At 75.7% G+C, this 26666-nt stretch carries 8 protein-coding genes; 2 read left to right on the top strand and 6 right to left on the bottom strand.

All coding sequences use genetic code 11. From position 1 onward, the window contains the following. Positions 1-459 precede the first annotated feature (459 nt). The gene (locus tag IE239_RS07385; protein WP_308435383.1) at positions 460-1242 is read left to right on the top strand and encodes a thioesterase II family protein; all 783 of its coding nucleotides are present in this window, start codon (positions 460-462) and stop codon (positions 1240-1242) included. Between the two features lie 237 nt (positions 1243-1479). Then, the gene (locus IE239_RS07380; protein ID WP_190148450.1) at positions 1480-2148 is read left to right on the top strand and encodes a class I SAM-dependent methyltransferase; all 669 of its coding nucleotides are present in this window, start codon (positions 1480-1482) and stop codon (positions 2146-2148) included. Between the two features lie 66 nt (positions 2149-2214). Here the strand turns inward: IE239_RS07380 and IE239_RS07375 are convergent, their stop codons facing one another. The 6 genes from IE239_RS07375 to IE239_RS07350 are packed head-to-tail and all read right to left on the bottom strand — an operon-like array spanning position 2215 to position 26658. Beyond that, complete coding sequence (locus tag IE239_RS07375) at positions 2215-3297, bottom strand: HAD-IIIC family phosphatase (protein WP_190148449.1); 1083 nt, start codon at positions 3295-3297, stop codon at positions 2215-2217. Then, on the bottom strand, positions 3294-4409 hold the full coding sequence (locus IE239_RS07370; protein WP_190148448.1) for an acyl-CoA dehydrogenase family protein: 1116 nt from the start codon (positions 4407-4409) through the stop codon (positions 3294-3296). Before IE239_RS07370 ends, IE239_RS07375 begins: the two co-directional genes overlap by 4 nt. Further along, positions 4402-4668, bottom strand: a complete 267-nt coding sequence (locus tag IE239_RS07365) for an acyl carrier protein (protein WP_190148447.1) — start codon at positions 4666-4668, stop codon at positions 4402-4404. Before IE239_RS07365 ends, IE239_RS07370 begins: the two co-directional genes overlap by 8 nt. After that, a complete protein-coding gene (locus IE239_RS07360; RefSeq protein ID WP_268254499.1) occupies positions 4665-5552 on the bottom strand; it encodes a 3-hydroxyacyl-CoA dehydrogenase family protein in 888 nt (295 codons plus the stop codon). Before IE239_RS07360 ends, IE239_RS07365 begins: the two co-directional genes overlap by 4 nt. Positions 5553-5561: 9 nt before the next feature. Further along, positions 5562-11723, bottom strand: a complete 6162-nt coding sequence (locus IE239_RS07355; RefSeq protein ID WP_190148446.1) for a type I polyketide synthase — start codon at positions 11721-11723, stop codon at positions 5562-5564. A gap of 34 nt (positions 11724-11757) precedes the next feature. Beyond that, a complete protein-coding gene (locus IE239_RS07350; protein WP_190148445.1) occupies positions 11758-26658 on the bottom strand; it encodes a type I polyketide synthase in 14901 nt (4966 codons plus the stop codon). Between the last annotated feature and the right edge of the window lie 8 nt (positions 26659-26666).

The following is a 26666-nucleotide window of genomic DNA, read 5'->3' as shown; positions in this document are numbered from 1 at the left end:
AGTGAGCGGCGGCGTCCGACCGGACGGCGAACCGGTGGCGGAAGTCGGTGAGGGGTGCCCAGTGGGGTGTCTTGACGCGGTGCGCAGGAACAGTGCGGGTGGGGAGTGGCACGCTCAGCTGTGGGAAGCCGCGTCCCGGCGCCAGGCCGTTCTCTGCGGACGAGCACGCCGGGCGGATCCGTTCGGACGAGCGTGCCGGGGGAATCCGGGAGCGAGACCGGGAGAGAGACCGGCGGGCGTGATCGGCGGCGGTGGACGGTGTTCGCGTGCCTGGCACAACACGTTCATGGTCACTTTCTAGCTGCTTTGCCGGACCGCCCGGGAGGAAGCTGGGGTGAGCGGCGCAAAGACAGGGGGCGCTCCGGGGCCAGTAGGGGTAGCCCCCCGTGGACGGGGGTGTCTAGCCTGCGGAGCGGCGTCATGTGTCCGTGATCGACTTCTCTCGAAGGACAGCAGCCGATGGATCATCATGTCGACGAGCGGGACCTGTGGTTCCGGCGCTTCGACCCCGCTCCCGACTCCCCCACCCGACTCGTCTGCTTCCCCCACGCCGGCGGCTCGGCCAGCGCCTACCACACGTGGTCGGCCGCGCTCGCGCCGACGGCCGAGGTGTTCGCCGTGCAGTATCCGGGCCGGCAGGACCGGCGCAACGAACCCTGCGTCGACAGCGTTCCCGGGCTGGTCGACCGGCTGGTCCCGTTGCTCTCGGCGCCGGGCGACGACCGGCCGCTGGCGCTGTTCGGCCACAGCATGGGCGCGTCCCTGGCCTACGAGGTCGCGCGCCGGCTTCAGGAGCTGGGCGGGGCGGCGGAGCCCGTGATCGTCTTCCTCTCCGGGCGCCGCGCACCCCACTTCGAGCGCGGCGAGACCGTCCATCTGCGCGACGACGAGGGGATCCTGCGCGAGCTGGACCTGCTGGGCGGTTCCGTCGGCGACGCGCTCAGGGACCCCGAGATCCTCCAGATGGTGATGCCCGCCCTGCGCAGCGACTACCGGGCGGCGGAGACCTATGTGCACGTGCCCGGGCCCCCGCTGCGGTCCCCGGTGGTCGCCCTCACCGGCGACCGCGACCCCAGGGCCTCGGTGCGCGAGGTCGAGGGATGGCGCAAGTACGCCGACGGTCCGTTCTTCCTGCATGTCTTCGAGGGCGGCCACTTCTACCTCAACGACCGGGCGGAGGCCGTGCAGGAGACCCTGCGACGGCATCTGGGCGCACTGCCCGTGCCCGGCACGGGCGCCTGACGCCCGGGGGGCCTCGCCGTCGGACCGGCCGCTCCCCCGCTCTTCCCCGTTCGCCCCGTTCGGGGAGACGCGGAGGGCGTGGCCGGACCTCCTGTGCCCTTCTGCCCTTCTGCCACGGCGCCACGCGGGCGCCGACGACGCGGACGTGAGCGGGCGCCCCGCCCTGCCCCGCGGCGGCCGTGCCGCCGGCTGCCCGTGCCGCGCCGGACCACTCGCACCGGATGGAGAGAGCACCGCATGGCCGACCAGTTGACCGTGAGCCCGCAACTCCTGGACTACGTACGCGACTTCTCGCTGCGGGAGGACGACGTTCTGCGCGAGCTGCGGGAGGAGACGGCCGAACTGCCGGGCGGCACCGCCCTGCAGATACACCCGGAGGAGGGGCAGTTCCTCGCCCTGCTCATACGGCTCACGGGGGCGGCCACCGTCCTGGAGCTGGGCACCTACACGGGATACAGCGCCCTGTGCATGGCGCGGGCCCTGCCGGCCGGCGGACGCCTGGTGACCTGTGACATCACCGACCGCTGGCCGTCGATCGGCGTGCCCTACTGGAAGCGGGCGGGGGTGGCCGACCGTATCGAGCAGCGCGTCGGGGACGCGGCCGCCGTCCTCGGGGAGCTGCTCGCCGAGCAGGGGCCGGGCGGCTTCGACCTGGTGTTCGTCGACGCGGACAAGGTCAACTACCCCCGCTACTACGAGCGGTCGCTGGAGCTGGTGCGGGCCGGCGGTCTGATCGTCGTGGACAACACGCTGTTCTTCGGCCGGGTCGTCGATCCGGACGTCTCGGACGCCGACACCGAGGGGGTCCGGGAGCTCAACGCGCTGCTGCGGGACGACGACCGGGTGGAGGTGAGCATGCTCACCATCGCCGACGGGGTCACGCTCGCCCGTCGCAAGGAGGCCTGACCGGCAGCGCTTCGGGGCTGTGACGACCGGTGTCGTCACAGCCCCGAAGCCGTGGGCGCCGTGGGGTCACGCGCCGGTGGGCGCGAGCTCGGACGTCTCGAGGCGCACCGTGGTGGACGCCGGTCTCGGGCCGGCCACGAGGTGGAGCCGCTCCACGTCGTCCCGTTCCGTCCCGCCCAGGGCCCGTACGCAGGCGCAGGAGGACTCCTCGAAGCCGGCGAAGCGGTAGGCGACCTCCATCATGCGGTTGCGGTCGGTGCGGCGGAAGTCGGCCACCAGGTGGGCCCCGGCGGCCGCCGCCCGGTCCACCAGCCAGTTCAGGATGACCGACCCGGCGCCGAAGGAGACCACCCGGCACGAGGTGGCCAGCAGTTTCAGATGCCACAGGCCCGGGTGTCTCTCCAGCAGGATCACCCCGACCGCTCCGTGCGGCCCGAACCGGTCGGTGAGCGTGGTGACCAGCACCTCGTGGGCGGGGTCGGCCGTCAGCGCGCGCAGGGCGGCGTCCGGGTAGTGGACGCCGGTGGCGTTCATCTGGCTGGTCCGCAGCGTCAGTTCCTCGACCCGGGTGAGTTCCTCCGGAGTGGCCCGGCCGATCCGCATGACCAGTTCCAGGCTGCGCAGGAAGTCCTCGTCGGGGCCCTCGAAGGCCTCCCGTTCGGCGTCCCTGCGGAAGCCTGCCTGGTACATCGCCCGGCGGCGCCGGGAGTCCACGGTGTCGGCGGCGGGACGGAACTCGGGCAGGCCGGTGAGCGTGCGGGCGGCCTCGGCGGGATAGCAGCGGACGTCGGGCAGGTGGTAGGCGACCTCGGCGCGTTCGGCGGGCTGGTCGTCGATGAAGGCGATGGCGCGGTGGGCGAAGTTCAGGCGCCGCGCGATCCGTTCCACCGCCTTCGACTTGGGACCCCAGCCGATCTCCGGCAGGACGAAGTACTCGGCGATGCCGAGCTGTTCCAGCCGGGCCCAGGCCTGGCCGTGGTCGTTGCGGCTGCACACCGACTGCAGGATGCCGCGCGAGTCGAGCTCGGTGACCACGGCACGGATCCCGGCGTCCAGCAGCACCTGCTCGTCCTCCAGGAGCGTGCCGTTCCACAGGGTGTTGTCGAGGTCCCACACCAGGCACTTCACGATCGTCGAGGTGTCGGTCACGACCCCTCCAGGGTGGCCAGCGCGTGCTGGGCGAGCATGAGTTCGCACATCTCGTTGCTGCCTTCGATGATCTCCATGAGTTTGGCGTCCCGGTGGGCGCGGGCCACCACATGGCCGTCCTGGGCGCCCGCCGAGGCCATGACCTGGACGGCGGTGGCGGCTCCCCGGGCGGCCTGCACCGCGCCGACGTGTTTGGCGAGCACGGTGGCGCCGACCATGTCGGGTGTCCCTTCGTCCCAGCAGCGGCTCGCATGCTCGCACGCGCGCGTGGCGGTCTGCTCGGCGACGTAGAGCTCGGCGACGTGCCGGGCGACGAGCTGGTGGGAGGCGAGCGGTTCGCCGAACTGGCGCCGTGAGACGACGTGCGAGGCGACCGCCGCCAGGCAGCCGCGCAGGATGCCGACACAGCCCCAGGCGACCGAGATGCGGCCGTACGCGAGGGCGGTGGTCACCAGCAGCGGCAGGGAGAGTCCGTCGCCGCCGAGCAGGTGGTCCGCGGGGAGCCTGACTCCCTCCAGGATCACTTCGGCATGGCCGGCGGCGCGGCAGCCCATCGGGTCGGCGACCCTTCGGACGCGGACGCCGGGCGCGTCGGCGGGGATCACCACGGCGGCGGCCCCCTCGCCGTAGCGTCCGAAGACGACGAGCAGATCGGCGTAGTGGGCGGCGGTCACCCAGACCTTGTGGCCGTCGACGACCAGCATGCCGCCCTCGCTGCGGATGGTGGTGCCGATGGCGGACAGGTCACTGCCGGCCAGGGGTTCGCTGAAGCCCACGGCGGCCAGCTCGCCGGAGGTCAGGCGGGGCAGATAGGCGCGGCGCTGGGCCGCCGTGCCGAGGCGTTCGACGGTCCAGGCGGCCATGCCCTGGGAGGTCATGACGCTCCGCAGGGAGCTGCACAGGCTGCCCACGTGGGCGGTGAACTGCCCGCCGGCCAGGCTGCTCCAGCCGGGGCCGCCGTACTCGGCGGGCACGGTGGCGCACAGCCGGCCCGTCGCTCCGAGTTCGCGCAGCAGCGGCTCGGGGATCAGGCCGGCCAGGTCCCAGTCGCCGGCGCGTCCGGCGACCAGGGCGGTGACGGCGGCCGCGGCGTCGGCGTACTCGTCACTCACCGGCGTCTCCGGCGCCCTGGAGCCGGCGGACCAGGGTCGCCATGCTCGTGACGGTGCGGAAGTTGTCCAGCCGCAGGTCCTTGCCGCGCACGGAGACGTCGTACGTCTTCTCCAGGTGGACGACGATCTCCATGGCGAAGAGGGAGGACAGGCCGCCGGAGGCGAACAGGTCGGTGTCCTCCTCCCACACCTTCTTGGTCCTGCTGTGGAGGAAGTCGACGAGCTCCTGCTGGATCGTGCTCTGCGGTGACACGGTCATGACGTTTCTCCCTGGTAGACGTAGAAGCCACGGCCGGACTTGCGGCCGGTGTCGCCGGCCCGCGCCTTCTCCAGGAGAAGGTCGCAGGGCAGGCAGCCGGGGTCGCCGGTGCGCTCGTGGAGGACCCGGAGCGAGTCGACGAGGTTGTCGATGCCGATGAGGTCGGCGGTGCGCAGCGGACCGGTGGGATGGCCGAGGCAGCCCTCCATGAGGGCGTCGACGTCCTCGACGGTCGCGGTGCCCTCCTGCACCACGCGGGCGGCGTCGTTGATCATCGGGTGGAGCACCCTGCTGGTGACGAACCCCGGCGCGTCACGCACGACGACCGGCTGCCGGCGCAGCGCGTCGAGCAGGGAGCGGATGGAGGCCATCGCCCGCTCTCCGGTGCGCGCGCCGCGGATGACCTCCACGGTGCGGATCAGGTAGGGCGGGTTCATGAAGTGGGTGCCGACGACGTCCGCGGGACGGCAGGCCGCCGAGGCTAGCTCGTCGATGGGGATGGAGGAGGTGTTGGACACCAGGACAGTGCCGGGTTCGACGAGGGCGGAGACTTCGGAGAGGACCTTCGCCTTGATGTCGGCGTCCTCCGTGACGGCCTCGACGACGGCGGTGGCACCGGCCGCGTCGGCGAGGCGGCCGCCGGGGGTGACCGTCGCTTCGACGACGTCGTCGGGCAGCGCCCCCATGAGTTGGGCCAGGCGGATCTCTCCGGCGATCCTGGATTCGGCGGCGGCGAGTTTGGCGTCGTCCACGTCGATGAGGGTGACGGGGACGCCGTGCCCGGCCGCCAGGGTCGCGATGCTCGCGCCCATGACGCCCGCGCCGAGGACGGCGAGGTGGTGCCGGCGGGGCTCGCGGGCTGTCTGTTCGCTCGGTTGCTGCACGTCGGCCGCCTATTCGCTTCGGGGTTCGGGGGTGGTGTCGGCAAGGACGGTGTCCAGCCATGCGCGGACGGCGCCGGCCGTGGTGGGCAGGTGCTGTTCGAGCATCGACCAGTGGTTTCCGGGGACGTCGACGACGTGGTGCGCCCGCGGCCAGGAGGCCCGCCAGTCGACGGCGCCGTCCGCCGCCGGTTCGGCGATCGGTTCCGAGGCGCGGACCAGCAGGACGGGCGCCCGGACCGGGGGCGGCGTCCAGCCGTCGAGGAGCTGGAAGTACCGGCCCATCGCGGTCAGCCGTGCGCCGTCCATGGGGGCCGCACGGTCCTCGCGTGCGAACATGCCGCGCACCAGCACGTCGTCGAACTGGGTCATCGCCGTGTCGCCGGAGAGGTAGGTGTCCAGCAGTACGACGGCCGCCGGTCCGGCGCCCGTCTCCTCCATCCGGGCGGCGGCCGCATAGGCGAGGGTGCCGCCGGAGGAGGAGCCGAGCAGCACCTTGGGCCGGTCGCCCAGACCGCGTGCGACGAGCCCGCTCTGGAACTCCAGCAGCGCGTCCAGGTCCGCGGGCAGCGGCTCGTCGGCGGCGAAGCCGGGCGCGTCCAGGGCGCTGACTCCGTAGCGGCCCTCGAAGGCGGCGGCGAACCTGCTGTACTGGTGGGCTCCGCCGAGGGCCACGACGGAGGCGAAGCAGACCAGTTCGGGCGCCTGCGCACGCAGGTGCAGCCGCAGCAGTTCGGGCCGTCGCTCGCCGGAGTCCAGCAGGCCGGTTCCGGAGCGGAACTCGGGGCGCAGCCGCGCGGCCTGCTGCAGCAGCTGGATGCCGTCGTGGGTGCGGCCGAGGTCGCAGGCCTGCCGGAACAGGGCGCTGACCGGGTCCGGTCCGGGTCCGGCCGGGGCCGGTCCGGCCGTGGTGGCGGCGAGTTCGGCGGCGAGGCGCTGGGCCAGCCGGGCCGGGGTGCGGCTGTCCAGAACGACGGTGGGGCGCAGGCGCAGGTCGAGCGCCGCCGCGAGCCTGTTGCGCAGTTCGACCGCGGTGAGCGAGTCGAAGCCCCGCTCGAGGAAGGCGTCCCGGGGGTCCAGGGCCTCGGGGTCGGTGTGCCCGAGCACCTCGGCCGCCTGGGCGCGCACCAGGCGCAGCAGGACGGCGTCGCGCTCCGCCTCCGGTGCGGCGGCCAGCCGCGGGCGCAGGTCGGGCTCGGTCGCCGCGGACGCGGCACGCCGGGCGGCGGGACGCACCAGCGCACGCAGCAACGGCGGTACGGGGCCGTGACGGTGGGCCGCCGGCTCGAGGCCGACGGGCACGACCAGCGGGCGCCCGGCCGTGGGCGCGGCGTCGAAGAGGGCGAGGCCCTCCTCGGTGGTCAGGGGGCGGATGCCGGCCCGGGCCATGCGCTGCCGGTCAGTGTCGGAGAGTCCGCCGGTCAGAGCGGTGCGCTGTTCCCACAGCCCCCAGGCCAGGGAGACGGCGGGCAGTCCCGCGCGCCGGCGCAGGGCGGCGAGGGCGTCGGTGAAGCCGTTGGCCGCGGCATAGGCGGCCTGGCCGGGGCTGCCGAAGACCCCGGCGGACGAGGAGAACAGCACGAAGGCGGACAGATTCTGACTGCGTGTCAGCTCGTGCAGGTTCCACGCGCCGTCGGCCTTGGGCCGCAGCACGGTGTCGAGCCGGTCGTCGGTCAGGTCCGTGAGCACTCCGTCCGCCAGCACTCCGGCCGTGTGGACGACCGCGGTCAGCGGGTGCTCCGGCGGCACCGCGTCGAGCACGGCGGCCAGCGCGGCGCGATCGGCCACGTCGCAGGCGCGCACGGTGACCTGGCAGCCGGCGGCGCGCAGTTCGTCGGCGAGCCCGGTCATGGCGGGTGTGACGCTCCTGCCGAGGAGCAGCAGGCGCCGGGCTCCGTGCGCGGCGGCCAGGTGCCGGGCGACGAGTCCGCCGAGGGTCCCGCCGGCTCCGGTGACGAGGACGGTCCCCTCGGCGTCCAGGGCGAGCGGCTCGCCCGCGGGCACGGTGGGGCGCGCCAGGCGGGGTGCGTGCAGGGCGTCGCCGCGCAGGGCGAGCTGCGGCTCGTCCCCGTTCAGGGCGGCCGCCAGTGCCGTCTTGAGGTTCTCGCCCCCGTCGGTGTCCAGGAGGACGAACCGGCCGGGGTGCTCCAGTTGGGCGGTGCGCAGCAGCCCCCACACGGCGGCGCCGGCGACGTCCACCGGGACCTCGCCCAGATCGACCGCGCCCCGGGTGAGCACGACGAGGGGGGTGTCCGTGCGGCGGGGGTCGGCCAGCCATGCCTTGAGCTGCCGCAGGACGCCCGTGAGCGCGGCGCGTGCGGCGTGCGGGTCGCCGCCGGCCGGCGGGCACGGCAGCAGGACGACGTCCGTGGCATCGTCGGCCGAGCCGAGGACGGCGGTGCGCAGCTCGGTCGTGGGCGGGGCGGGTGCAAGCGCCGTCCAGTCGAGGGCGAACAGCGAACGCGCCGCGGCGGCGGGCGGGCCCGCCGTGCCGGAGCGCAGCGTCAGCCGGCCGACCGTCAGCACCGGACGCCCGCTGCCGTCGGCGACCAGCACGGAGACGGCGCCGCCGTCACCGCCGCCGTCACCGTCATCGTGTTCGTCCTCGCCGAGGGGCCGCAGGACCACGGTGAGCGCCGACTCGTCGCTCTCGCGCAGGGTCACGTCATGCCAGGAGAACGGCAGGGGCAGGCCCGGGGAGCCGTCCCGGGCGCCCGGACGCAGGCCGACGGTCTGCAGCGCGGCGTCCAGCAGCGCGGGGTGCACGGCGAACCCGCCACGGCCCGGCTCGGGCAGGACGATCTCGGCGTGGATCTCGGAGCCGACGCGCCGGGCGGCGCGCAGGCCCCTGAACAGCGGGCCGTAGTGGACGCCGACGGCCTCGAAGTCGTCGTAGAGCCCGTCGACGGCGAGTTCCTCCGCGTCCTCGCCGGGTCCTCGGTGGCGGCCCGGGCCGGGTGCGGGTGCGGGCCGCGGGGCGAGGACGCCCGTGGCGTGGCGCTCCCACGGTCCGTCGTCGGGGGCCGAGTGGACGCTGATCCCGCGGCGGCCGTCCGGGCCGGGGCCGCCGACGGTGAGGCGCAGCCGCCGGGCGTCGTCGGTCAGGACCAGCGGTGCGGCCAGCGTGAGTTCCTCCACCGCGGCGCACCCGACGTGGGCCGCCGCGTGGGCGGCCATCTCCAGGAAGGCCACGCCGGGCAGCAGCGCGGCCGCGGCGACGGCGTGGTCGGCCGACCACGGGTGGGTGCGCAGCGAGAGGCGGCCGGTGAACACCGTGCCCTCGCCGTCGGGCAGGTCGACGATCGCGGGGAGCAGGGGGTGGCCGGTGGCTGTCTGGCCGGCCGACGCCGGGTCGCCCACGGGGGCCGGGACGTCGAGCCAGTAGTGGGTGCGCTGGAAGGCGTACGTCGGCAGGTCGGTGCGGCGGGCGCCGGCGAACACCCCGCCCCAGTCGACGGGCAGGCCCTGGACGTGGGCCTCGCCGAGCGCCAGCAGCATGCGGTGCGGACCGCCGTCGTCGCGCTGGAGGGTGGTGAGGACGGCCGTGTCGTCGGCGCCGGCGTCCGCGGCGGTGTCGGCGATGCCGTAGGTGAGCAGGGGGTGCGGGCTGACCTCGACGAAGGTGTGGTGACCGGCGTCCAGCAGCTTGCGCACGGCCTCGTGGAAGCGGACGGTGTGGCGCAGGTTGCGGTACCAGTAGTCGTGGGTGAGTGCGCCGGGGCCCGTCCAGTCGGCGTCCACCGTGGACATCAGGGGGATGTCGGGGGCGCGGGACGTCAGCCCGGACAGGTCCTCGCGCAGCCGGTCGCGCACCGCCTCGACGTCGTCGGAGTGGGAGGCGTAGTCCACCGGCATGCTCCAGGCCATCACGCCGTCGCCGGTGAGATCGTCGACGAGGCCCGCGACCTCGTCGCCGGGGCCCGCGACCACCAGCACCCGGGGGCCGTTGACGGCGGCGACGGTCACCTTGCCCGACCGGCGCTCCAGGTGGGGCGCGAGCTCGTCGGCCGACATCAGGACCGTGGCCATGCCGCCCGTGCCGGTGAGACCGGCCAGGGCCCGGCTGCGCAGGGCGACCACGCGGGCGGCGTCCCGCAGACCGAGGGCGCCGGCCACACAGGCCGCGGCCACCTCGCCCTGGCTGTGGCCGACGACCGCGACGGGCTCGACGCCGTGGGAGCGCCATACGGCGGCCAGGGACACCATCACGGAGAACAGGACGGGCTGGACCACCTCCACGTGGTCCAGCTCCGGCGCGCCGGGCACGCGGCGCAGGACGTCGGCCACGGACCAGTCGATGTACGGGGCGAGGGCCTGTTCGCATTCGGCGAGGCGGGCGGTGAACACCGGTGAGGCGTCGAGGAGTCCGGCTGCCATCCCGGGCCACTGGGAGCCCAGGCCGGGGAAGACGAAGACGGCCCCTCGGCCGGGCAGCGCGCGGCCGGTGGCGACCGCCGGGTGCGGCCGTCCGGCGGCGAGGGCGGCGAGCCCGGCGAGGAGTTCGGTGCGGTCGGCGCCGGCCACGACCGCGCGGTCGGCGAACAGGGCACGGCCGGCGGCGAGGGAGTGGCCGACGTCCACGGGGCGGATGCCGGGGTCGGCCTCCAGGTGGGCGTGGAGGGCGGCGGCCTGGGCGCGCAGGGCGGCCGGGCCCTTGGCGGACAGGGGCCAGACGAGCGGCACGGCCTCACCGGACGCGGCGGGTTCGGCGGGCGCGTCGGGCGCGGTGGGGGCGTCGGGCGCGGTGGGGGCGTCGGGCGCGGTGGGGGCGTCGGGCTCCGGGGCCGGCGCCTCCTCCAGCACCGCGTGCGCGTTGGTGCCGCTCGCCCCGAAGGAGGACACGGCGGCCCGGCGCGGCCGTCCGGTGTCGGGCCAGGCGCGGGCTTCGGTGAGGAGGGCGATGTCGCCCTCGCTCCAGTCGACCTGGGGGGACGGCTCGTCGACGTGCAGGGTGCGGGGCAGCAGGCCGTGGCGCATGGCCAGCACCATCTTCATGATGCCCCCGACCCCGGCGGCGGCCTGGGTGTGGGTGAGGTTGGACTTGAGGGAGCCGAGCAGCAGGGGCCGGCCGGCGGGCCGGTCCTGGCCGTAGGTGGCGAGCAGGGCCTGTGCCTCGATCGGGTCGCCCAGCCTGGTGCCGGTGCCGTGCGCCTCCACCGCGTCGACGTCGGCGCCGGTCAGTCCGGCCGCGGCGAGGGCGCTGCGGATGACGCGCTGCTGGGAGGGGCCGTTGGGGGCCGTCATGCCGTTGCTCGCGCCGTCCTGGTTGACGGCCGAGCCCCTGACGAGGGCCAGGACCGGGTGCCCGTTGCGGCGGGCGTCCGACAGGCGTTCCAGGAGCAGGACGCCGACGCCCTCGCCGAAGCCCGCGCCGTCGGCGGCCGCCGCGAAGGACTTGCAGCGGCCGTCCGGGGCCAGCCCCCGCTGGCGGCTGAAGCCGACGTAGAGGCTGGGCGTGGACATCACGGTGACGCCGCCGGCGAGCGCGAGGGAGATCTCCCCGCCGCGCAGCGCCTGGCAGGCGAGGTGGACGGCGACGAGCGAGGAGGAGCAGGCCGTGTCGAGGGTGACCGCGGGCCCCTCCAGACCGAGGGTGTAGGCGATGCGTCCGGTGACCACGCTCGGCACGGTCCCGGTGCCGATGAACGCCTCCACGTCGGGCGGCATGCTGGGCAGCCGCGCCCCGTACTCGTTGTACATGACGCCCGCGTAGACGCCGGTGCGGCTGCCGCGCAGCGACAGGGGGTCGATGCCGCCGCGTTCGACCGCCTCCCAGCAGGTCTCCAGCAGCAGCCGCTGCTGGGGGTCCATGGCGAGGGCCTCCCGCGGGGAGATGCCGAAGAAGTCGGCGTCGAAGGCGCAGGCGTCGTGCAGGAAGCCGCCCTCCCGGGTGCTGCTGGTGCCGGGGTTGTCGGGGTCGGGGTCGAAGAGCCCGGCGAGGTCCCAGCCCCGGTCCACGGGGAACCCGGTGACGGCGTCCCGTTCGTCGGCGAGGAGCTGCCACAGCTGCTCCGGGGTGGTGACACCGCCGGGGAAGCGGCAGCTCATGGCGACGACGGCGACTGGCTCGGCGGCCCGCTCGCGCTGCCGGCGCAGCCGCTGGTTCTCGCCCCGCAGCCGGTCGCTCTCCAGGAGCGAACTGCGCAGTGCCGCCACGACCTTGTCGTCGGTCATCCTGGTCCCCCTTGCGTCCGGGTGCGGTCGGGGCTCAGGCACGGTCGCCTCCCATCGCGAGGCGTACGAGGTCGTCGACGCCCATGTCCTGGATCTCCTCGGCGCGGTCGGCGTCCGTGGCCTCCCCGGCGGCGCCGTTCTCGTGGGGCGCGGGTCCGGCGAGCCGCAGGAGGGCCTCCAGCAGGCCCGAGCGGCGCAGTTCGGCGACCGGGATGGCCGACACCGTGCGGGCGATGTCGTCGTCGGCCGGTCCGGCGGCCTCTGCTGCGTCCGTGGCGTCGGCGGCGTCGGCGGCCGTGGGGGCGGCCGGGACGAGGCGCTCGGCGCAGTACCCGGCGACCGCGGTCGGGCTGGGGTAGTCGAAGACGAGGGTCGCCGGCAGGCGCAGTCCGGTCGCGGCGCGCAGCCGGTTGCGCAGTTCGACGGCCGTGAGCGAGTCGAAGCCGAGCTGCCGGAAGGCGCGTTCGGGGTCGATCGCCGCGGCGCCGGTGTGTCCGAGCACGTCGGCGACGTGGGCGCGTACCAGGTCGGTGAGGACGCGCCGGGCCTCGTCGGCGGACCGGCCCGCCAGCCGGCGGCGCAGCAGGTCCGCTTCCTCGGCCATGCCGCCGCCGGTGGCGGCGGCGCGGCGGGCGGGCCCGCGGACCAGGTCGCGGAAGAGCGGCGGCACGCCGGCCGTGCCCGCCTGGGCCGCCAGTCGGGCCAGGTCGAGCCGGACGGGCACCAGCGCCGCCTCGTCCAGGCCTAGCGCGGTGTCGAACAGGGCCAGGCCCTCCTCGTTGGAAAGGGCGGCCACGCCGCCGCGGGCCAGCCGTCGCAGGTCGACCTCGTCGAGCGTGCCGGTCAGCGCGCTGCGCTCGGCCCACATGCCCCAGGCCAGCGACCGGGCGGGCAGTCCGCGGGCGCGGCGACGCCGGGCGAGCGCGTCGAGGAAGGCGTTGGCGGCCGCGTAGTTGCCCTGCCCGGAGCTGCCGACGGTGCCGGAGGCGGACGAGAACAGCACGAACGCGGTCAGCGGCAGGTGCTCGGTGAGGTCGTGCAGGTTCAGGGCCGCGTCGGCCTTGGGGCGCAGGACGCGGTCGACGCGCTCCGGGGTGAGGGAGGCGATGACTCCGTCGTCGAGGACGCCGGCCGCGTGGACGACGGCGGTGAGCGGGTGCTCCCCGGGAATGTCGGCGAGAAGTGCGGCGAGGGCCTCGCGGTCGGCGGCGTCGCAGGCTCGCGCGTCGACGTGCGCGCCCAGGGCGGTGAGTTCGCCGACCAGCTCCCGTGCCCCGGGGGTGTCCGCGCCGCGGCGTCCGGTCAGCAGCAGCCTGCGGACGCCGTGCTCGGTGACCAGGTGCCGGGCGACCAGCCCGCCGAGGACGCCGAAGGCGCCGGTGACGAGCACCGTGCCGTCCGGGTCCCATCGGGTGCTCCCGCCGTCGTCAGGGGTTTCGCCCCCGGTCTCGGCGGCAGCGACCCGGGTGAGCCGTGCGGCGAGCAACCGGCCCTTTCGCGCGGCGAGTTGTGTCTCCCCCGCGGCCATGGCGGCGGCGAGCGGCGGGAGGTCGAGACCCTGGTCTCCGTCGTCGCCGTCGTCGCCGTCACCGCCGGTGGTGTCAGTGGCGGTGGTGTCGGTGTCGAGGAGCACGATCCGGTCGGGGTGTTCGGACTGCGCGGAGCGCACGAGTCCCCACACGGCCGCCGCCGTCAGGTCGCCGACGTCGTCCCCGGGGTCGGTGGCGACGGCCCCCCGGGTGACGAGGAGGAGCCGGGTGTCTGCCCAGCGGTCGTCGGCCAGCCAGTCCTGCAGCAGGCGGAGCACGGCGGTGAGTCCGCCGCGGGCCGCGTCGGCGCTGTCGCCGCCCGCGGGGAGCGCGGTGACGACGGTTTCGGGCACGGGGGCGCCGGCCTCCACGGCGGCGGTGAGCGCCGCGAGGTCGGCGTGGGTCTCGGGCAGCAGCGGCGCGGTCCCGAGGGCGGCCCAACGGCCCCTCGGCGGCCGGTCCGTGGCGGGCAGGACGGTCCAGCCGAGCCGGAACAGCGAGTCCTGGCGGCTGTCCCGGGTGCGCCGGAGGGCGTCGAGGGAGACGGTCCGCACGGCCAGCGCGCCCACGTCGGCGACGGGCTGTCCGGTGGGGTCGGCCGCGGACAGGGCGATGGCGCCGGTGTCGTCGTAGCTGAGCCGGACGCGCAGTTCGGTGGCGCCCGAGGCGTGCAGCCGCACGGCGCCCCAGGAGAAGGGCAGCCGGGCGGTGCCGGGTTCGTCGGCCTGGGAGGCGCCGCCCGGGGTGGTGAGCCACAGGCCGTGCAGGGCGGCGTCGAGCAGCGCCGGGTGGAGCCCGAACGCGGCGGCCCGGTCCTGCTGGTCCTCGGGCAGCCCGACCTCGGCGTAGACGTCGTCGCCCAGTCGCCAGGCGGCGCGCAGGCCGTGGAAGGCGGGGCCGTAGCCGTAACCGGAGCCGGCGAAGCGCTCGTAGAGGTCGTCGACCGGGACCGGCTCCGCGCCGGCGGGGGGCCAGGCGGAGGCGGCGAACGCGGCCGGGCCGTCGAGGGGCCGGGGGGCGAGGACTCCGTCGGCGTGGGCGGTCCAGGCACCCGTGCCCTCGGCGACACGCGAGAAGACGCCGAGGCCGCGGCGGCCTTCGTCGTCGGGGGCGCCGACCCGGACCTGGACGTGCACCGTCTCGTCGCGGTCGAGGACCAGCGGCGCCTGCAGGGTGAGCTCCTCGACCTGCGGGCACCCCGCCTCGTCCGCGGCGCGCACGGCCATCTCGACGAAGCCGGTGCCCGGCAGCAGGGTCACCCCTGAGACGGTGTGGTCGGCCAGCCAGGGGTGGGTCCGCGTCGACAGGCTGCCGGTGAGGACGATCTCGCCGGTGCCGGCCATCTCGACGGCGTGGGTGAGGAAGGGATGGCCGGAGGCGCCGGGGCCCGCGGGCAGCGCGGCCGGGGGCTTGATCCAGAAGTGGCGGCGCTGGAAGGCGTAGGTCGGCAGCGGCACCGGTGCCGCGCCGTCGGCGCACGCGGCGGCCCAGTCGACGGCGCCGCCGCGCACCCACAGTTCGGCCGCGGAGCGCAGCATGCGGTGCGTTCCGCCCTCGTCCCGGCGGAGCGATCCGACGGCCACGGCGTGGCGGCCGGTCGCCTCGACGGTCTCCTCGACCGAGATGGTGAGCACCGGGTGGGGGCTGACCTCGACGAAGGAGGTGAACCCCTCGGCGGCGAGGGCGCGTACGGCGGGTTCAAAGCCGACGGTCTCGCGCAGGTTGCGGTACCAGTAGTCGGCGTGCATCCGCGTGGTGTCGAGCCAGCGGCCGTCGACGGTGGAGTACAGGGGCACCTCGGCCTCGGTGGGCGAGAGCCCGGCCAGCGCGTCCATGAGCACGCCGTGGATCTCCTCGACGTGGTCGCAGTGGGAGGCGTAGTCGACGTCGACGCGCCGGGCGCGGATGTCCTCGGCCTCGCAGTGCGCGAGCAGTGCGGTCACGGCGTCCGCGTCTCCGGCGACGACGGTCGCTGCGGGGCCGTTGAGCGCGGCCACGGACAGGACGTCGGCCCAGGGGGCGATGGCGGCGCGGGCCTCGGTCTCCGGCAGGACGAGGGAGACCATGCCGCCGCGTCCGGCCAGGGAGTCCAGGACACGGCTGCGCAGGGCGACGACCCGGGCCCCGTCCTCCAGCGACAACGCACCCGCCACCACCGCCGCCGCGATCTCCCCCTGACTGTGACCCACCACCGCGTCCGGCACCACCCCGAACGACCGCCACACCTGCGCCAACGACACCATCACCGCGAACAGGGCCGGCTGCACCACATCCACCCCCTCCCACGCCCGACCCGACCGCACCGCCTCCGTCAGCGACCAGTCCACGAACGGCGCCAACGCCGCCTCACACTCCGCCATCCGCGCCGCGAACACCGCCGACGAATCCAGCAGTCCGGCCGCCATCCCCGCCCACTGCGACCCCTGACCCGGGAACACGAACACCGTCCGGCCCTCGGTGTCGGCGAGGCCGCGCACCAGGTCGGGGGCGCTCGCGCCGTCGGCGAGCGCGGCGAGGACGCCGGGCAGGGCGCCGGGGTCGCCGACGAGGACGGCGCGATGCTCGAAAGCGGTCCGGCCGGCGAGGGCGGCGGCGACGCCGTGGGCGGGAGCGCCGGGCTCCTGGAGCAGGTGCTCGGCGAGCCGCCGCGCCTGGGCGCTCAGGGCGTCCGTCGACTTGGCGGACAGCGGCCAGGCCAGTGGGCCGCGGGATGCGGAGGGCACGGACGCCGTGGGGTCCGGTGCGGGGGCCTCCTCGATGACGGCGTGGACGTTGGTGCCGCTCATGCCGAAGGCGGACACGCCCGCGCGGCTCGGCCGGCCGGTGCGCGGCCACGGCGTCGGCTCGGTGACCACCTCGACGGCTCCTGCCGTCCAGTCGACCTCGGTGGAGCGCCGCTGCGCGTGCAGGGTGGGCGGCACCTGGCCGTGCCGGAGGGCGAGGACGGTCTTGATGACTCCGGCCACGCCGGCGGCGGCCTGGGTGTGGCCGATGTTCGACTTCAGGGAGCCGATCAGCAGCGGGCGGCCGCCGTCGCGCTCCCTGCCGTAGGTCGCGAGCAGCGCCTGGGCCTCGATCGGGTCGCCGAGCTTGGTGCCGGTGCCGTGGGTCTCGACGACGTCGACGTCGGCCGGGGTGAGCCGGGCGTTGGCCAGGGCCGCCCGGATGACCCGCTGCTGGGAGGGGCCGTTGGGGGCGGTGAGGCCGTTGCTGGCGCCGTCCTGGTTGACGGCGGAGCCGCGCAGGACGGCCAGCACGGGGTGGCCGTTGCGTTGCGCGTCGGAGAGGCGCTCCAGCAGGATCACGCCGACGCCCTCGGCCATGCCCATGCCGTCGGCGGCGTCGGAGAACGCCTTGCAGCGGCCGTCGGCGGCGAGGCCGCGCTGCCGGGCGAAGCTGACGATGGCGCCCGGTGTCGACATCACCGCGACGCCTCCGGCCAGCGCGAGCGAGCAGTCCCCGGAGCGCAGGGACTGCGCGGCGATGTGGAGGGCGACCAGGGAGGCGGAGCACGCGGTGTCGACGGTGACGGCGGGTCCCTCCAGGCCGAGGGTGTAGGAGATGCGGCCGGAGATCACGCTGGCGGCGCTGCCGGTGAGGAGATGGCCCTCGTTCTCCTGGGTCTGGGCGACGGAGGCGCCGTAGTCCTGGTAGTTGACGCCGGTGAAGACGCCGGTGTCGCTGCCGCGCAGGCGTTCGGGGTCGAGGCCGGCCCGTTCGAGGGTCTCCCAGGTGGTCTCCAGGAGCAGCCGCTGCTGGGGGTCCATGGCGAGGGCCTCGCGCGGGGAGATCCCGAAGAAGTCGGCGTCGAACTCGCCCGCGTCGTGCAGGAATCCGCCGTGCCGGACGTAGCAGGTGCCGGGCCGGTCCGGGTCGGGGTCGAAAAGGGTGTCCAGCGGCCAGTTGCGGTCGTCGGGGAACTCGGTGACGACGTCGGCGCCCGATGCCAGGACCTCCCACAGCTCTTCCGGGGTGTGGACCTGTCCGGGGAGGCGGCAGCCCATGGCGACGATCGCGACGAGGTCGTCGGCGGCCGCCGGCCCGGTCGAGGGGGCGGCGGAGGCCGCCTGTTCGCCCAGTGTCTCGGCGCGGATGTGGTCGGCCAGGACGGCGGCGGAGGGGTAGTCGAAGACAAGGGTGGCGGGCAGCGGGAGGCCGGTGGCGGTGCGCAGGCGGTTGCGCAGTTCGACGGCGGTGAGCGAGTCGAAGCCGAGTTCCTGGAAGGCCCGGCCGGGCCGCAGTTCCTCGGGCGAGTCGTGGCCGAGGACGGCTGCCGCGTGGCCGCGCACCAGGTCGAGGGCGACCCGGCGCTGCTCGGTCTCGGGCAGCCCGGTCAGGCGCTCGCGGAAGGCGGACGCGGCGGGGGCCGTGGAGTCCGTCGCCGGGCTCTGTGCCTCCTCCAGCTGGCGCCTGACCTCGGGGACGCCGGTGAGCAGCCGGCTGGGGCGTACGGAGGTGAAGACGGCGGCGAACTGCTCCCAGTCGACGTCGGCGAGGGCGATGACGCTCTCGTCGTCGTCGAGGGCCTGTTGCAGCCCCGTCAGCGCGCGGTCGGGTTCGATGAGCGGCAGTCCCTGCTTCTGCACGCGGTAGAAGTCGGAGTCGTCGACGGTGTCGCGGACGGCCCACGGGTTGGCGGCGGCCCAGACGCCCCAGTCGACGCTGGTCGCCGTCAGGCCGCGGGCCCGGCGGTGTGCGGCCAGGGCGTCGAGGTAGGCGTTGCCGGCGGTGTACGCGGCGTGGTTGCTGCTGCCCCACACACCGGCGACGGAGGAGAACAGCACGAAGGCGTCGAGTTCGCGGTCGAGGAGTTCGTCGAGGTGCCGTGCGCCGTCCGCCTTGGCGGCGACGACCTCGGCGAAGGCGTCGAGCGGGGTGTCGTCCAGGGAGGCCAGCTGGATGTAGGCGGCGGCGTGGAAGACGGCGGTGACCGGGGTGCCCTGGGCGTCGAGGGAGTCCAGCAGCCGGGCCACCTGGTCGCGGTCGGCGACGTCGCAGGCGGGCAGGGTGAGGCGGGCGCCGAGGTCGGCGAGTTCGGCGCGCAGTTCGTCGGCGCCGGGGACGTCGCCGCCGCGCCGGCCGGGCAGGACGAGGTGTTCGGCGCCGCCGTGGGCGAGCCAGCGGGCGAGGTGGGGGCCGAGGGCCCCGGTGCCGCCGGTGACCAGGACGGTGCCCCGGGGACGCCAGGCCGGCCGGGACCCGGCTCCGGGCAGGCGCGGGGCGCGTACCAGGCGGCGGGCGAGGAGGCCGGAGGCGCGCAGGGCGAGCTGGTCCTCGCCGGTCGCACCGGCCAGGACCGCGCGCAGCCGTTCGCGGGCCGGGGTGTTGAGGGCGGGCGGCAGGTCGACGAGGCCGCCCCAGCGGTGGGCGTGTTCCAGTCCCGCGACCATGCCGGTGCCCCAGGTCAGTGCCTGGTCGGGGGCGGTGAGCGGGTCGGTGGGGCCGGTGGAGACGCCGCCGCGGGTGGCGCACCACAGCGGGGCGTCGACGCCGAGGTCGCCGAGGGCCTGCACCAGGACGAGGGTCAGCGCGGCGCCGGTGGAGACGGCGGGGTGGCGGGCGTGGGGGCGTCCGGCGAGGGCGGCCAGGGAGAGGACGCCCTGCGGGCCGTGTCCGTCGAGGGCGTCGGCGAGTTTCGCGGCGAGGGCCCGGCGGTCGGCGTCGTCGTCGCCGAGCCGCACGGTGACCGCCCGCGCGCCGGCCTCGTCGAGGGCCCGGAGCGTGTCCCGGACCACGGGGTCCTCCTCGGGTCCCTCGGGTCCCTCGGGCACGGCGACCAGCCAGACGCCGGACAGGCGGGCGGCCGGCGGTTCGGGGACCGGCTGCCAGTCGACGCGGTAGCGCCAGCCCTCGACGGTGGCGTTCTCGCGCCTGCGGCGGCGCCAGTCGCCCAGCGCGGGCAGCACCCGGCCGAGCGCGTCGGCGTCGACGTCCAGGCCGGAGAAGGCGGCGACGGGGTCGGCGCCCTCGACGAGGTCCCAGAAGCCGGTGTCGTCGTCCGTCTGCGTGGCGGCGGCCGCCGGTTCGGCCGGTCGGAGCCAGTAGCGCCGGTGCTCGAACGGATAGGTGGGCAGATCGGCGCGGCGGGCGCCGGAGTTCTCGAACAGGACCGGCCAGGCGACGGGCGCTCCGCGGACCCACAGTCCGGCGGCCGAGGCGACCGCGCGGGCGAGGCCTCCCTCGCCGCGCCGGAGTGTTCCGGTCACCACGGCCTGTGCGACGCCGGCGGCGTCGAGGGAGTCCTGGACGGACATGGTGAGCACGGGGTGCGGCGAGACCTCGACGAAGGTCTCGTGGCCCTGGGCGGCGAGGGCGGTGACGGCGGCGTCGAACTCGACGGTCTCGCGCAGGTTGCGGTACCAGTAGCCGGCGTCCATGGCCGTCGTGTCGAGCCAGTCGCCGGTGAGGGTGGAGAACAGGGGCACGTCGCCGGTGACGGGGCGGATGCCGTCGAGCGCGGTGAGCAGGTCCTCGCGGATCCGCTCGACCTGGGCGGAGTGGGAGGCGTAGTCGACCGCCACCGTGCGGGTGCGGACGCCGTCGGCCTCGCAGTCGGCCCGGAGCGCGGCCAGGGCCTCGGGGGCGCCCGAGACGACCACGGCCGAGGGGCCGTTGACAGCGGCCAGGGACAGGTCCGCCCGGCCCTCGACGAGTTCGGCGGCCCGCCCGCGCGAGGCGGCGAGGGACAGCATGCCGCCGTGTCCGGCGAGGGCGAGTATCGCGCGGCTGCGCAGCGCCACCACCTTGGCGCCGTCGTCCAGGGACAGCGCCCCGGCGACGACGGCCGCGGCGATCTCGCCCTGGCTGTGCCCGAGCACCGCGTCGGGCTCGACGCCCCAGGAGCGCCACAGTGCGGCGAGGGACACCATCACGGCCCACAGTGCGGGCTGGACGACGTCCACCCGCTCGAAGGGGGGCGTGCCCTCCTCGCCGCGCAGGACGGCTTCCAGCGACCAGTCGGCGTGCGGGGCGAGAGCGCGTTCGCAGTCGGCGAGGGCGGTGGCGAACACCGGGCAGGCGTCGAGGAGTTCGACGGCCATGCCGGCCCACTGGGCGCCCTGGCCGGGGAAGACGAAGACGCGGCGGCCGTCGGTGTCGGCGGTGCCGCGGACCAGCCCGGGGGCCTCTCCGTCCGCGGCGAGGGCGTCGAGGGCGGCCAGCGGGTCGGCGCCGACGAGCACGGCGCGGTGCTCGAAGGGGGTGCGGCCGGTGGCCAGGGACCAGGCCGCGTCGAGGGGTTCGGGTGCGTCGGGGCCGGTGAGGCGCTCGCGCAGCCGCTCCGCCTGGCGGGCGAGGGCGCGCGGCGACCGGGCCGACAGGATCCAGGCGGGGGCGTCGGTGACGTCCCGCGGTTCGCTCTGCTCGGTCTCGGGCGGGGCCTCCTCCAGGACGGCGTGGACGTTGGTGCCGCTGAAGCCGAAGGAGGAGACGCCGGCCCGGCGGGGCTGCCCCGTCTCGGGCCACGGGCGGGCCTCGGTGAGCAGGGCGACGTCTCCGGAGTCCCAGTCGACGTGCGGGGAGGGCTCGTCGGCGTGCAGGGTGCGGGGCAGGACGCCGTGGTTCAGGGCGAGGACGGTCTTGATGACGCCGGCGACGCCGGACGCGGCCTGGGTGTGGCCGATGTTCGACTTGAGCGCGCCGATCCACAGGGGCCGTCCGTGCGGGCGTTCCTGGCCGTAGGTGGCGAGCAGGGCGTCCGCCTCGATGGGGTCGCCGAGTGTGGTGCCGGTGCCGTGGGTCTCGACGACGTCGACGTCGGCCGCCGTGACCCGGGCGTTGGCCAGGGCCTGGCGGATGACGCGTTGCTGGGCGAGGCCGTTGGGGGCGGACAGGCCGTTGCTGGCGCCGTCCTGGTTGACGGCCGAGCCGCGCAGCACCGCGAGGACGGGGTGGCCGTTGCGGCGGGCGTCCGAGAGGCGTTCGAGGAGGACCACTCCGGCGCCCTCGGCGAGGCCCATGCCGTCCGCTCCGGCGCCGAAGGCCTTGCAGCGGCCGTCGGCGGCGAGGCCGCGCTGCCGGGAGAAGCCGACGAAGACGCCCGGGGTGGCCATCACGGCCACGCCGCCGGCCAGCGCGAGCGAGCAGTCGCCGCCGCGCAGTCCCTGGGCCGCGAGGTGGATGGCGACGAGGGAGGAGGAGCAGGCGGTGTCGACGGTGACCGCCGGGCCCTCCAGGCCGAGGGTGTAGGCGACGCGGCCGGAGACGACGCTCGCCGCTCCCCCGGCGACCAGGTGGCCCTCGCCGCCCTCCGGGGAGGCGCCCGCGAGGGAGGTGTAGTCCTGGTAGTTGAGGCCGACGAAGACGCCGGTGCGGGTGGTGCGCAGGGTGCCCGGTTCGATGCCGGCGCGCTCCACAGCCTCCCAGGAGGTCTCCAGCAGCAGCCGCTGCTGGGGGTCCATGGCGACGGCCTCGCGCGGGGAGATCCCGAAGAAGGCGGGGTCGAAGTCGCCCGCGTCGTGCAGGAAGCTGCCGTCGCGCACGTAGGAGGTGCCCTGGTGGTCGGGGTCGGGGTGGTAGAGGCGCTCCAGGGGCCAGCCGCGGTCGGCGGGCATGCCCGACAGCACCTCGCCGCCGTCCTGGAGCAGCTGCCACAGCCGTTCGGGGGTGTCGATGCCGCCGGGGAAGCGGCAGCTCATGGCGACGACGGCGATGGGCTCGTCGGGTGCGGCGCCGGCCCCGGCGCCGGGTTCGGCCGCCGGAGGCGGGGCTCCGCCGAGGAGTTCGGTCCGCAGGTGCTCGGCGAGCAGCGCGGCGGTGGAGTAGTCGAAGACGACCGTGGCGCGCAGCCGCAGGCCGGTGGCCGTGTTGAGCCGGTTGCGCATCTCGACGGCGATGAGGGAGTCGAAGCCCAGCTCGCGGAAGGCCCGGTCGGGCAGGACCGCGTCGACGCTGTCGTGGCCGAGGACGGCGCTCGCGTGGGTGCGGACGAGTTCCAGCAGGGTGCGCCGGACCTCGGGCTCGGGCAGGCCGGCCAGGCTGCGGCGCAGGCCGGACGCGCCGTCGGCGGGGTCGTCGGCGGCGGGTTCCTCGGCGGCGGCGAGCGCGCGGACGTCGGGCAGGGAGGCGATGAGGGGGCTGGGGCGCACGGAGGTGAAGACGGGCACGAAGCGCGCCCAGTCGACGTCGGCGACCACGACCACGGTCTCGTCGTCGTCCAGGGCCCGCTGGAGTCCGGCGACGGCGAGGCGCGGGTCCATGAACGGGATGCCCCGCTGGAGCAGTTGCCGTTCCAGGTCGCCGGTGGCCAGGCCGCCGCCCTCGGCGCTCCAGATGCCCCACACGATCGAGGTGGCCTTCAGGCCACGTCCGCGGCGGTGGCCGGCGAGGGCGTCGAGGTAGGCGTTGCCCGCGGCGTAGGCGGCGTGGTCGGCGCTCCCCCAGGTGCCCGAGACGGAGGAGTACAGGACGAACGCGTCCAGGTCGGCGTCGGCGAACACCGCGTCGAGGTTGGCCGCGCCCTGGACCTTGGCGGCCAGGGTGGCGTTCATCGTCTCCGGGCTCTCCTCGCGCAGCGACAGCAGCTGGGCGGCCGCGGCGGTGTGCAGGACGGCGTCGACGCGGTGGTTCTCGGCGGCGAGCCGGTCGGCCAGGTCGGACAGGGCCCGGCGGTCGGTGATGTCACAGGCCGCGAGGGTGACGCCGACGCCGAGTGCGGTGAGTTCGGCGGCCAGTTCCCCGGCGCCGGGCGCGTCGGCGCCGCGTCGGCCGACGAGGACGAGGTGCTCGGCGCCGCCGTCGGCGAGCCGGCGTGCGGCGTGTGCGCCGAGGCCGCCGGTGCCGCCGGTGACGAGCACGGTGCCCCGGGGCTGCCAGGGCTGCGGCGTGTCGCCGCCGGCGGGTGCGCGTTCGAGCCGCCGGACGTGGACGCCGGAGGGGCGCACGGCCAGCTGGTCCTCCTCGTCGGCGCCGGCGAGGACGTCGGCGAGGCGCAGGGCCGCGGGTTCGTCGCAGGTGTCCGGCAGGTCGACCAACCCGCCCCACAGGCCGGGGTGTTCGAGGGCGGCGGTGCGGCCGAGGCCCCATACCAGGGCCTGTGCGGGGTGGGGCACGGGCTCGCCCGTGCGGACCGCGACGGCGCCGGTCGTGGCGCACCACAGGCGGGCCGCGGTCGCGGCCTCGTCCAGCACCTGGAGCAGGGCGGTGGTCAGGGCCAGGCCCGTGGGCAGGGCGGGCAGACCGGGGTGGGGGCGCTCGTCGAGGGCCAGCAGGGAGAGGAATCCGGCCGGTGCGTCGGCCAGGAGGGGGCGCAGTTCCCCGGCGAGCCGGCTCCGGTCGGTGTGGGAGGCGTCCAGGGTCACGAGGCGGGGTTCGGCGCCCCGCCGGCGCAGCGCGTCCACGGCCCGGGTCACGACGGCGTCGTCGGCGCGGCCCTCGGGGACGAGCACCGGCCAGACGCCGTGCAGGGGTGCGGCGGGCGGCACGGTGTGCCGCTGCCAGGTGACGTGGTAGCGCCAGCGGTCCAGCACGGAGCGGTCGCGGCGGCGTCGGCGCCAGTCGGCGAGGGCGGGCGCGACGTCGCTCCAGGTGTCGGCCGCGACGCCGAGGGTGGCGGCGACGGCGGGGACGTCCTCACGCTCGACCGCGGCCCAGAAGGCGGCGTCGGCGGGGTCCTCCGCGACGGCGCCGGCGGCTGCGCCGGTTTCCGGTTCGAGCCAGAAGCGCCGGTTCTGGAAGGCGTAGGTGGGCAGGTCGACCCGTCGGGGCCGGTGGCCCTCGTACACGGCCCGCCAGTCCACCCGGACGCCCGCCGTGTGCAGTTCGGCGAGAGCGGTGAGCATCCGGCGCAGTCCGCCCTCGTCGCGGCGCAGGGTGCCGGTGACGAGGGCGGGCGGGGCGGGGACGGCGGCGTCGGGGTCCGTGAGGTCGTCGACGATGTCCTGGGTCGGGACGGTGAGGACCGGGTGCGGGCTGATCTCCAGGAAGACCGTGTGCTCCTGCCCGGCCAGGGTCCGCACGGCGGTGTCGAAGTCGACCGTCTGCCGCATGTTGGCGAACCAGTAGGCGGCGTCCAGGGCGGCGGTGTCGAGCAGCGTGCCGGTGACCGTGGAGCAGAACGGGACGCGTGCGGCGCGCGGCCGCACCGGGGCGAGGGCGGCGAGGACGCCCTCGCGCAGCGGGTCCATGTGGGCGGAGTGGCCGGCGACGTCGGCGGCGACGCGCCGCACCCGTGTCCCGTCGCTCTCGCAGCCCGTCAGGAACTCCTCCAGGGCCGCGGGATCGCCCGCGACGACGGCGGAGGCGGGGCCGTTGACGGCGGCGACGGACAGGCCGTCGAAGGGGCGCAGCCGCTCGCGCAGGGCGTCGGCGGGCAGCGCGACGGAGGCCATGCCCCCGGTGCCGGACAGCTCGCGCTGGGCGCGGCTTCGGACGGCGACGATCCGGGCGGCGTCCTCCAGGGACAGGGCGCCCGCCACGTAGGCGGCCGCGATCTCGCCCTGGGAGTGGCCGACGACGGCGTCCGGTTCGACGCCGTACGCCTGCCACAGCGCGGCCAGGGAGACCATCACGGCGAACAGGACTGGCTGGACGACGTCGATGCGCCGCAGGCTCGGGGCGTCGGGCTCGCCGCGGACGACGGCCGACAGCGACCAGTCCAGGTGGGGGGCGAGGGCCTGCTCGCACTCGGCCATGCGGGCGGCGAACACCGGTGACTCGGTCAGGAGGGCGCGGGCCATGCCCTCCCACTGGCCGCCCTGGCCCGGGAAGACGAACACCGTCTTGCCGTCGCCCGCGCCGGTGCGGCCCACGACGGCCTCGGGGGCGCTGCCGCCGGCGGCCACGGCGGCGAGGCCGCGGCGGAACCCCTCCGTGTCGTCGGCGACGATCACGGCCCGGTGTTCGAAGGCGGAGCGGGTGGTGGCCAGGGAGTGGCCGATGTCGGCGGGGCGGGCCGTGTCCGTCTCGGGGCCGCTGATCCGGGCGGCGAGGCGGACGGCCTGGTCGCGCAGCGCGTCGGGGGTGCGGGCGGCCAGCGGCCAGGCGACGGGGACGCCGCTCGCGTCCGGGGCGGCTTCGGCGTCGGTGTCGATGTCGGCGTCCGGCGCCTGCTCGACGATGACGTGGGCGTTGGTGCCGCTCATGCCGAACGAGGACACGCCCGCGCGGCGCGGCGCCCCGGCGCCCGTCCAGTCGCGGGCCTCGGTGAGCAGCCGGACGGCGCCGGAGCTCCAGTCGACGTGCGGGGTGGGGGCGTCCACGTGCAGGGTGGGGGGCAGGACGCCGTGCCGGATCGCCATGACCATCTTGATGACGCCGGCCAGACCTGCGGCGGCCTGGGTGTGGCCGATGTTCGACTTGACGGAGCCGAGCCACAGCGGCCGCTCCCGGGGGCGTTCCCGCCCGTAGGCGGCGAGCAGGGCGTCTGCCTCGATGGGGTCGCCGAGCCGGGTGCCGGTGCCGTGGGCCTCGACGACGTCGACGTCGGCCGGGGTCAGGCCCGCGTCCTTGAGGGCGGCCCGTATGACCCGTTGCTGGGAGGGCCCGTTGGGGGCGGTGAGGCCGTTGCTGGCGCCGTCCTGGTTGATGGCGCTGCCGCGCAGCACGGCGAGGACGGGCCGGCCGGCGGCCCGGGCGTCACGGAGGCGTTCGACGAGGAGGACGGCGACGCCCTCGCCCCAGCCGGTGCCGTCGGCGGCCGCGGCGAAGGGCTTGCTGCGGCCGTCGGCGGCGAGGCCGCCCTGCCGGGCGATCTCGACGAACGCCCCGGGCAGGGCCATGACGTTGACGCCGCCGACGAGCGCCATCGCGCACTCGTCGTTGCGCAGGGAGTGGGCCGCGAGGTGCAGGGCGACGAGGGAGGCGGAGCAGGCGGTGTCGACGGTGACCGAGGGGCCCTCCAGGCCCATGACGTACGACACCCGGCCGGACATGACGCTGACGGCGTTGCCGGTCATCAGGAAGCCCCGGACCGCCTCGGGCGCGCCGTCGGCCAGCGACATGTAGCCCTGGTCGATGGAGGCGGCGAACACGCCGGTGCGGCTGCCGCGCAGTGTCACGGGGTCGATGCCGGCCCGCTCGACCGCCTCCCAGCAGGACTGCAGCATCAGCCGCTGCTGCGGGTCCATGGCGAGGGCCTCGCGCGGCGATATGCCGAAGAAGCCCGGGTCGAAGCCGGCCGGGTCGTCGAGGAAGGCGCCCTGCACGGGCACTCCGGAGGAGGACAGCGCGCCGACCTCCCAGCCCCGGTCGGCCGGCATCGCGCCGATGGTGTCCCGGCCGGCGGCGACCAGCGCCCACAGGTCCTCGGGGCTGCGCACCCCGCCGGGGAAGTGGCAGCTCATCGCGGTGATCGCGATGGGCTCATGGCGTTGTTCCTCGGCCTCGCGCAGCCGCTTGCGGGTCTGCTGGAGGTCGATGGTGACGCGGTTGAGGTAGTCGCGCAGACGCTGCTCGTTGTGCTCGCTCACTGGGCATC

Source organism: Streptomyces humidus, assembly GCF_014649655.1.
Lineage (GTDB): Bacteria > Actinomycetota > Actinomycetes > Streptomycetales > Streptomycetaceae > Streptomyces > Streptomyces humidus.
Note: the sequence above shows the minus strand (reverse complement) of the source record. Positions and strands in the feature narration are given on the sequence as shown.

Excerpts from the sequence above, each read along its gene's own strand:
- IE239_RS07380 (WP_190148450.1), top strand. The coding sequence starts at position 1,480 with ATGGCCGACCAGTTGACCGTGAGCCCGCAACTCCTGGACTACGTACGC.
- IE239_RS07385 (WP_308435383.1), top strand. The coding sequence starts at position 460 with ATGGATCATCATGTCGACGAGCGGGACCTGTGGTTCCGGCGCTTCGAC.
- IE239_RS07355 (WP_190148446.1), bottom strand. The coding sequence starts at position 11,723 with ATGACCGACGACAAGGTCGTGGCGGCACTGCGCAGTTCGCTCCTGGAG.
- IE239_RS07365 (WP_190148447.1), bottom strand. The coding sequence starts at position 4,668 with ATGACCGTGTCACCGCAGAGCACGATCCAGCAGGAGCTCGTCGACTTC.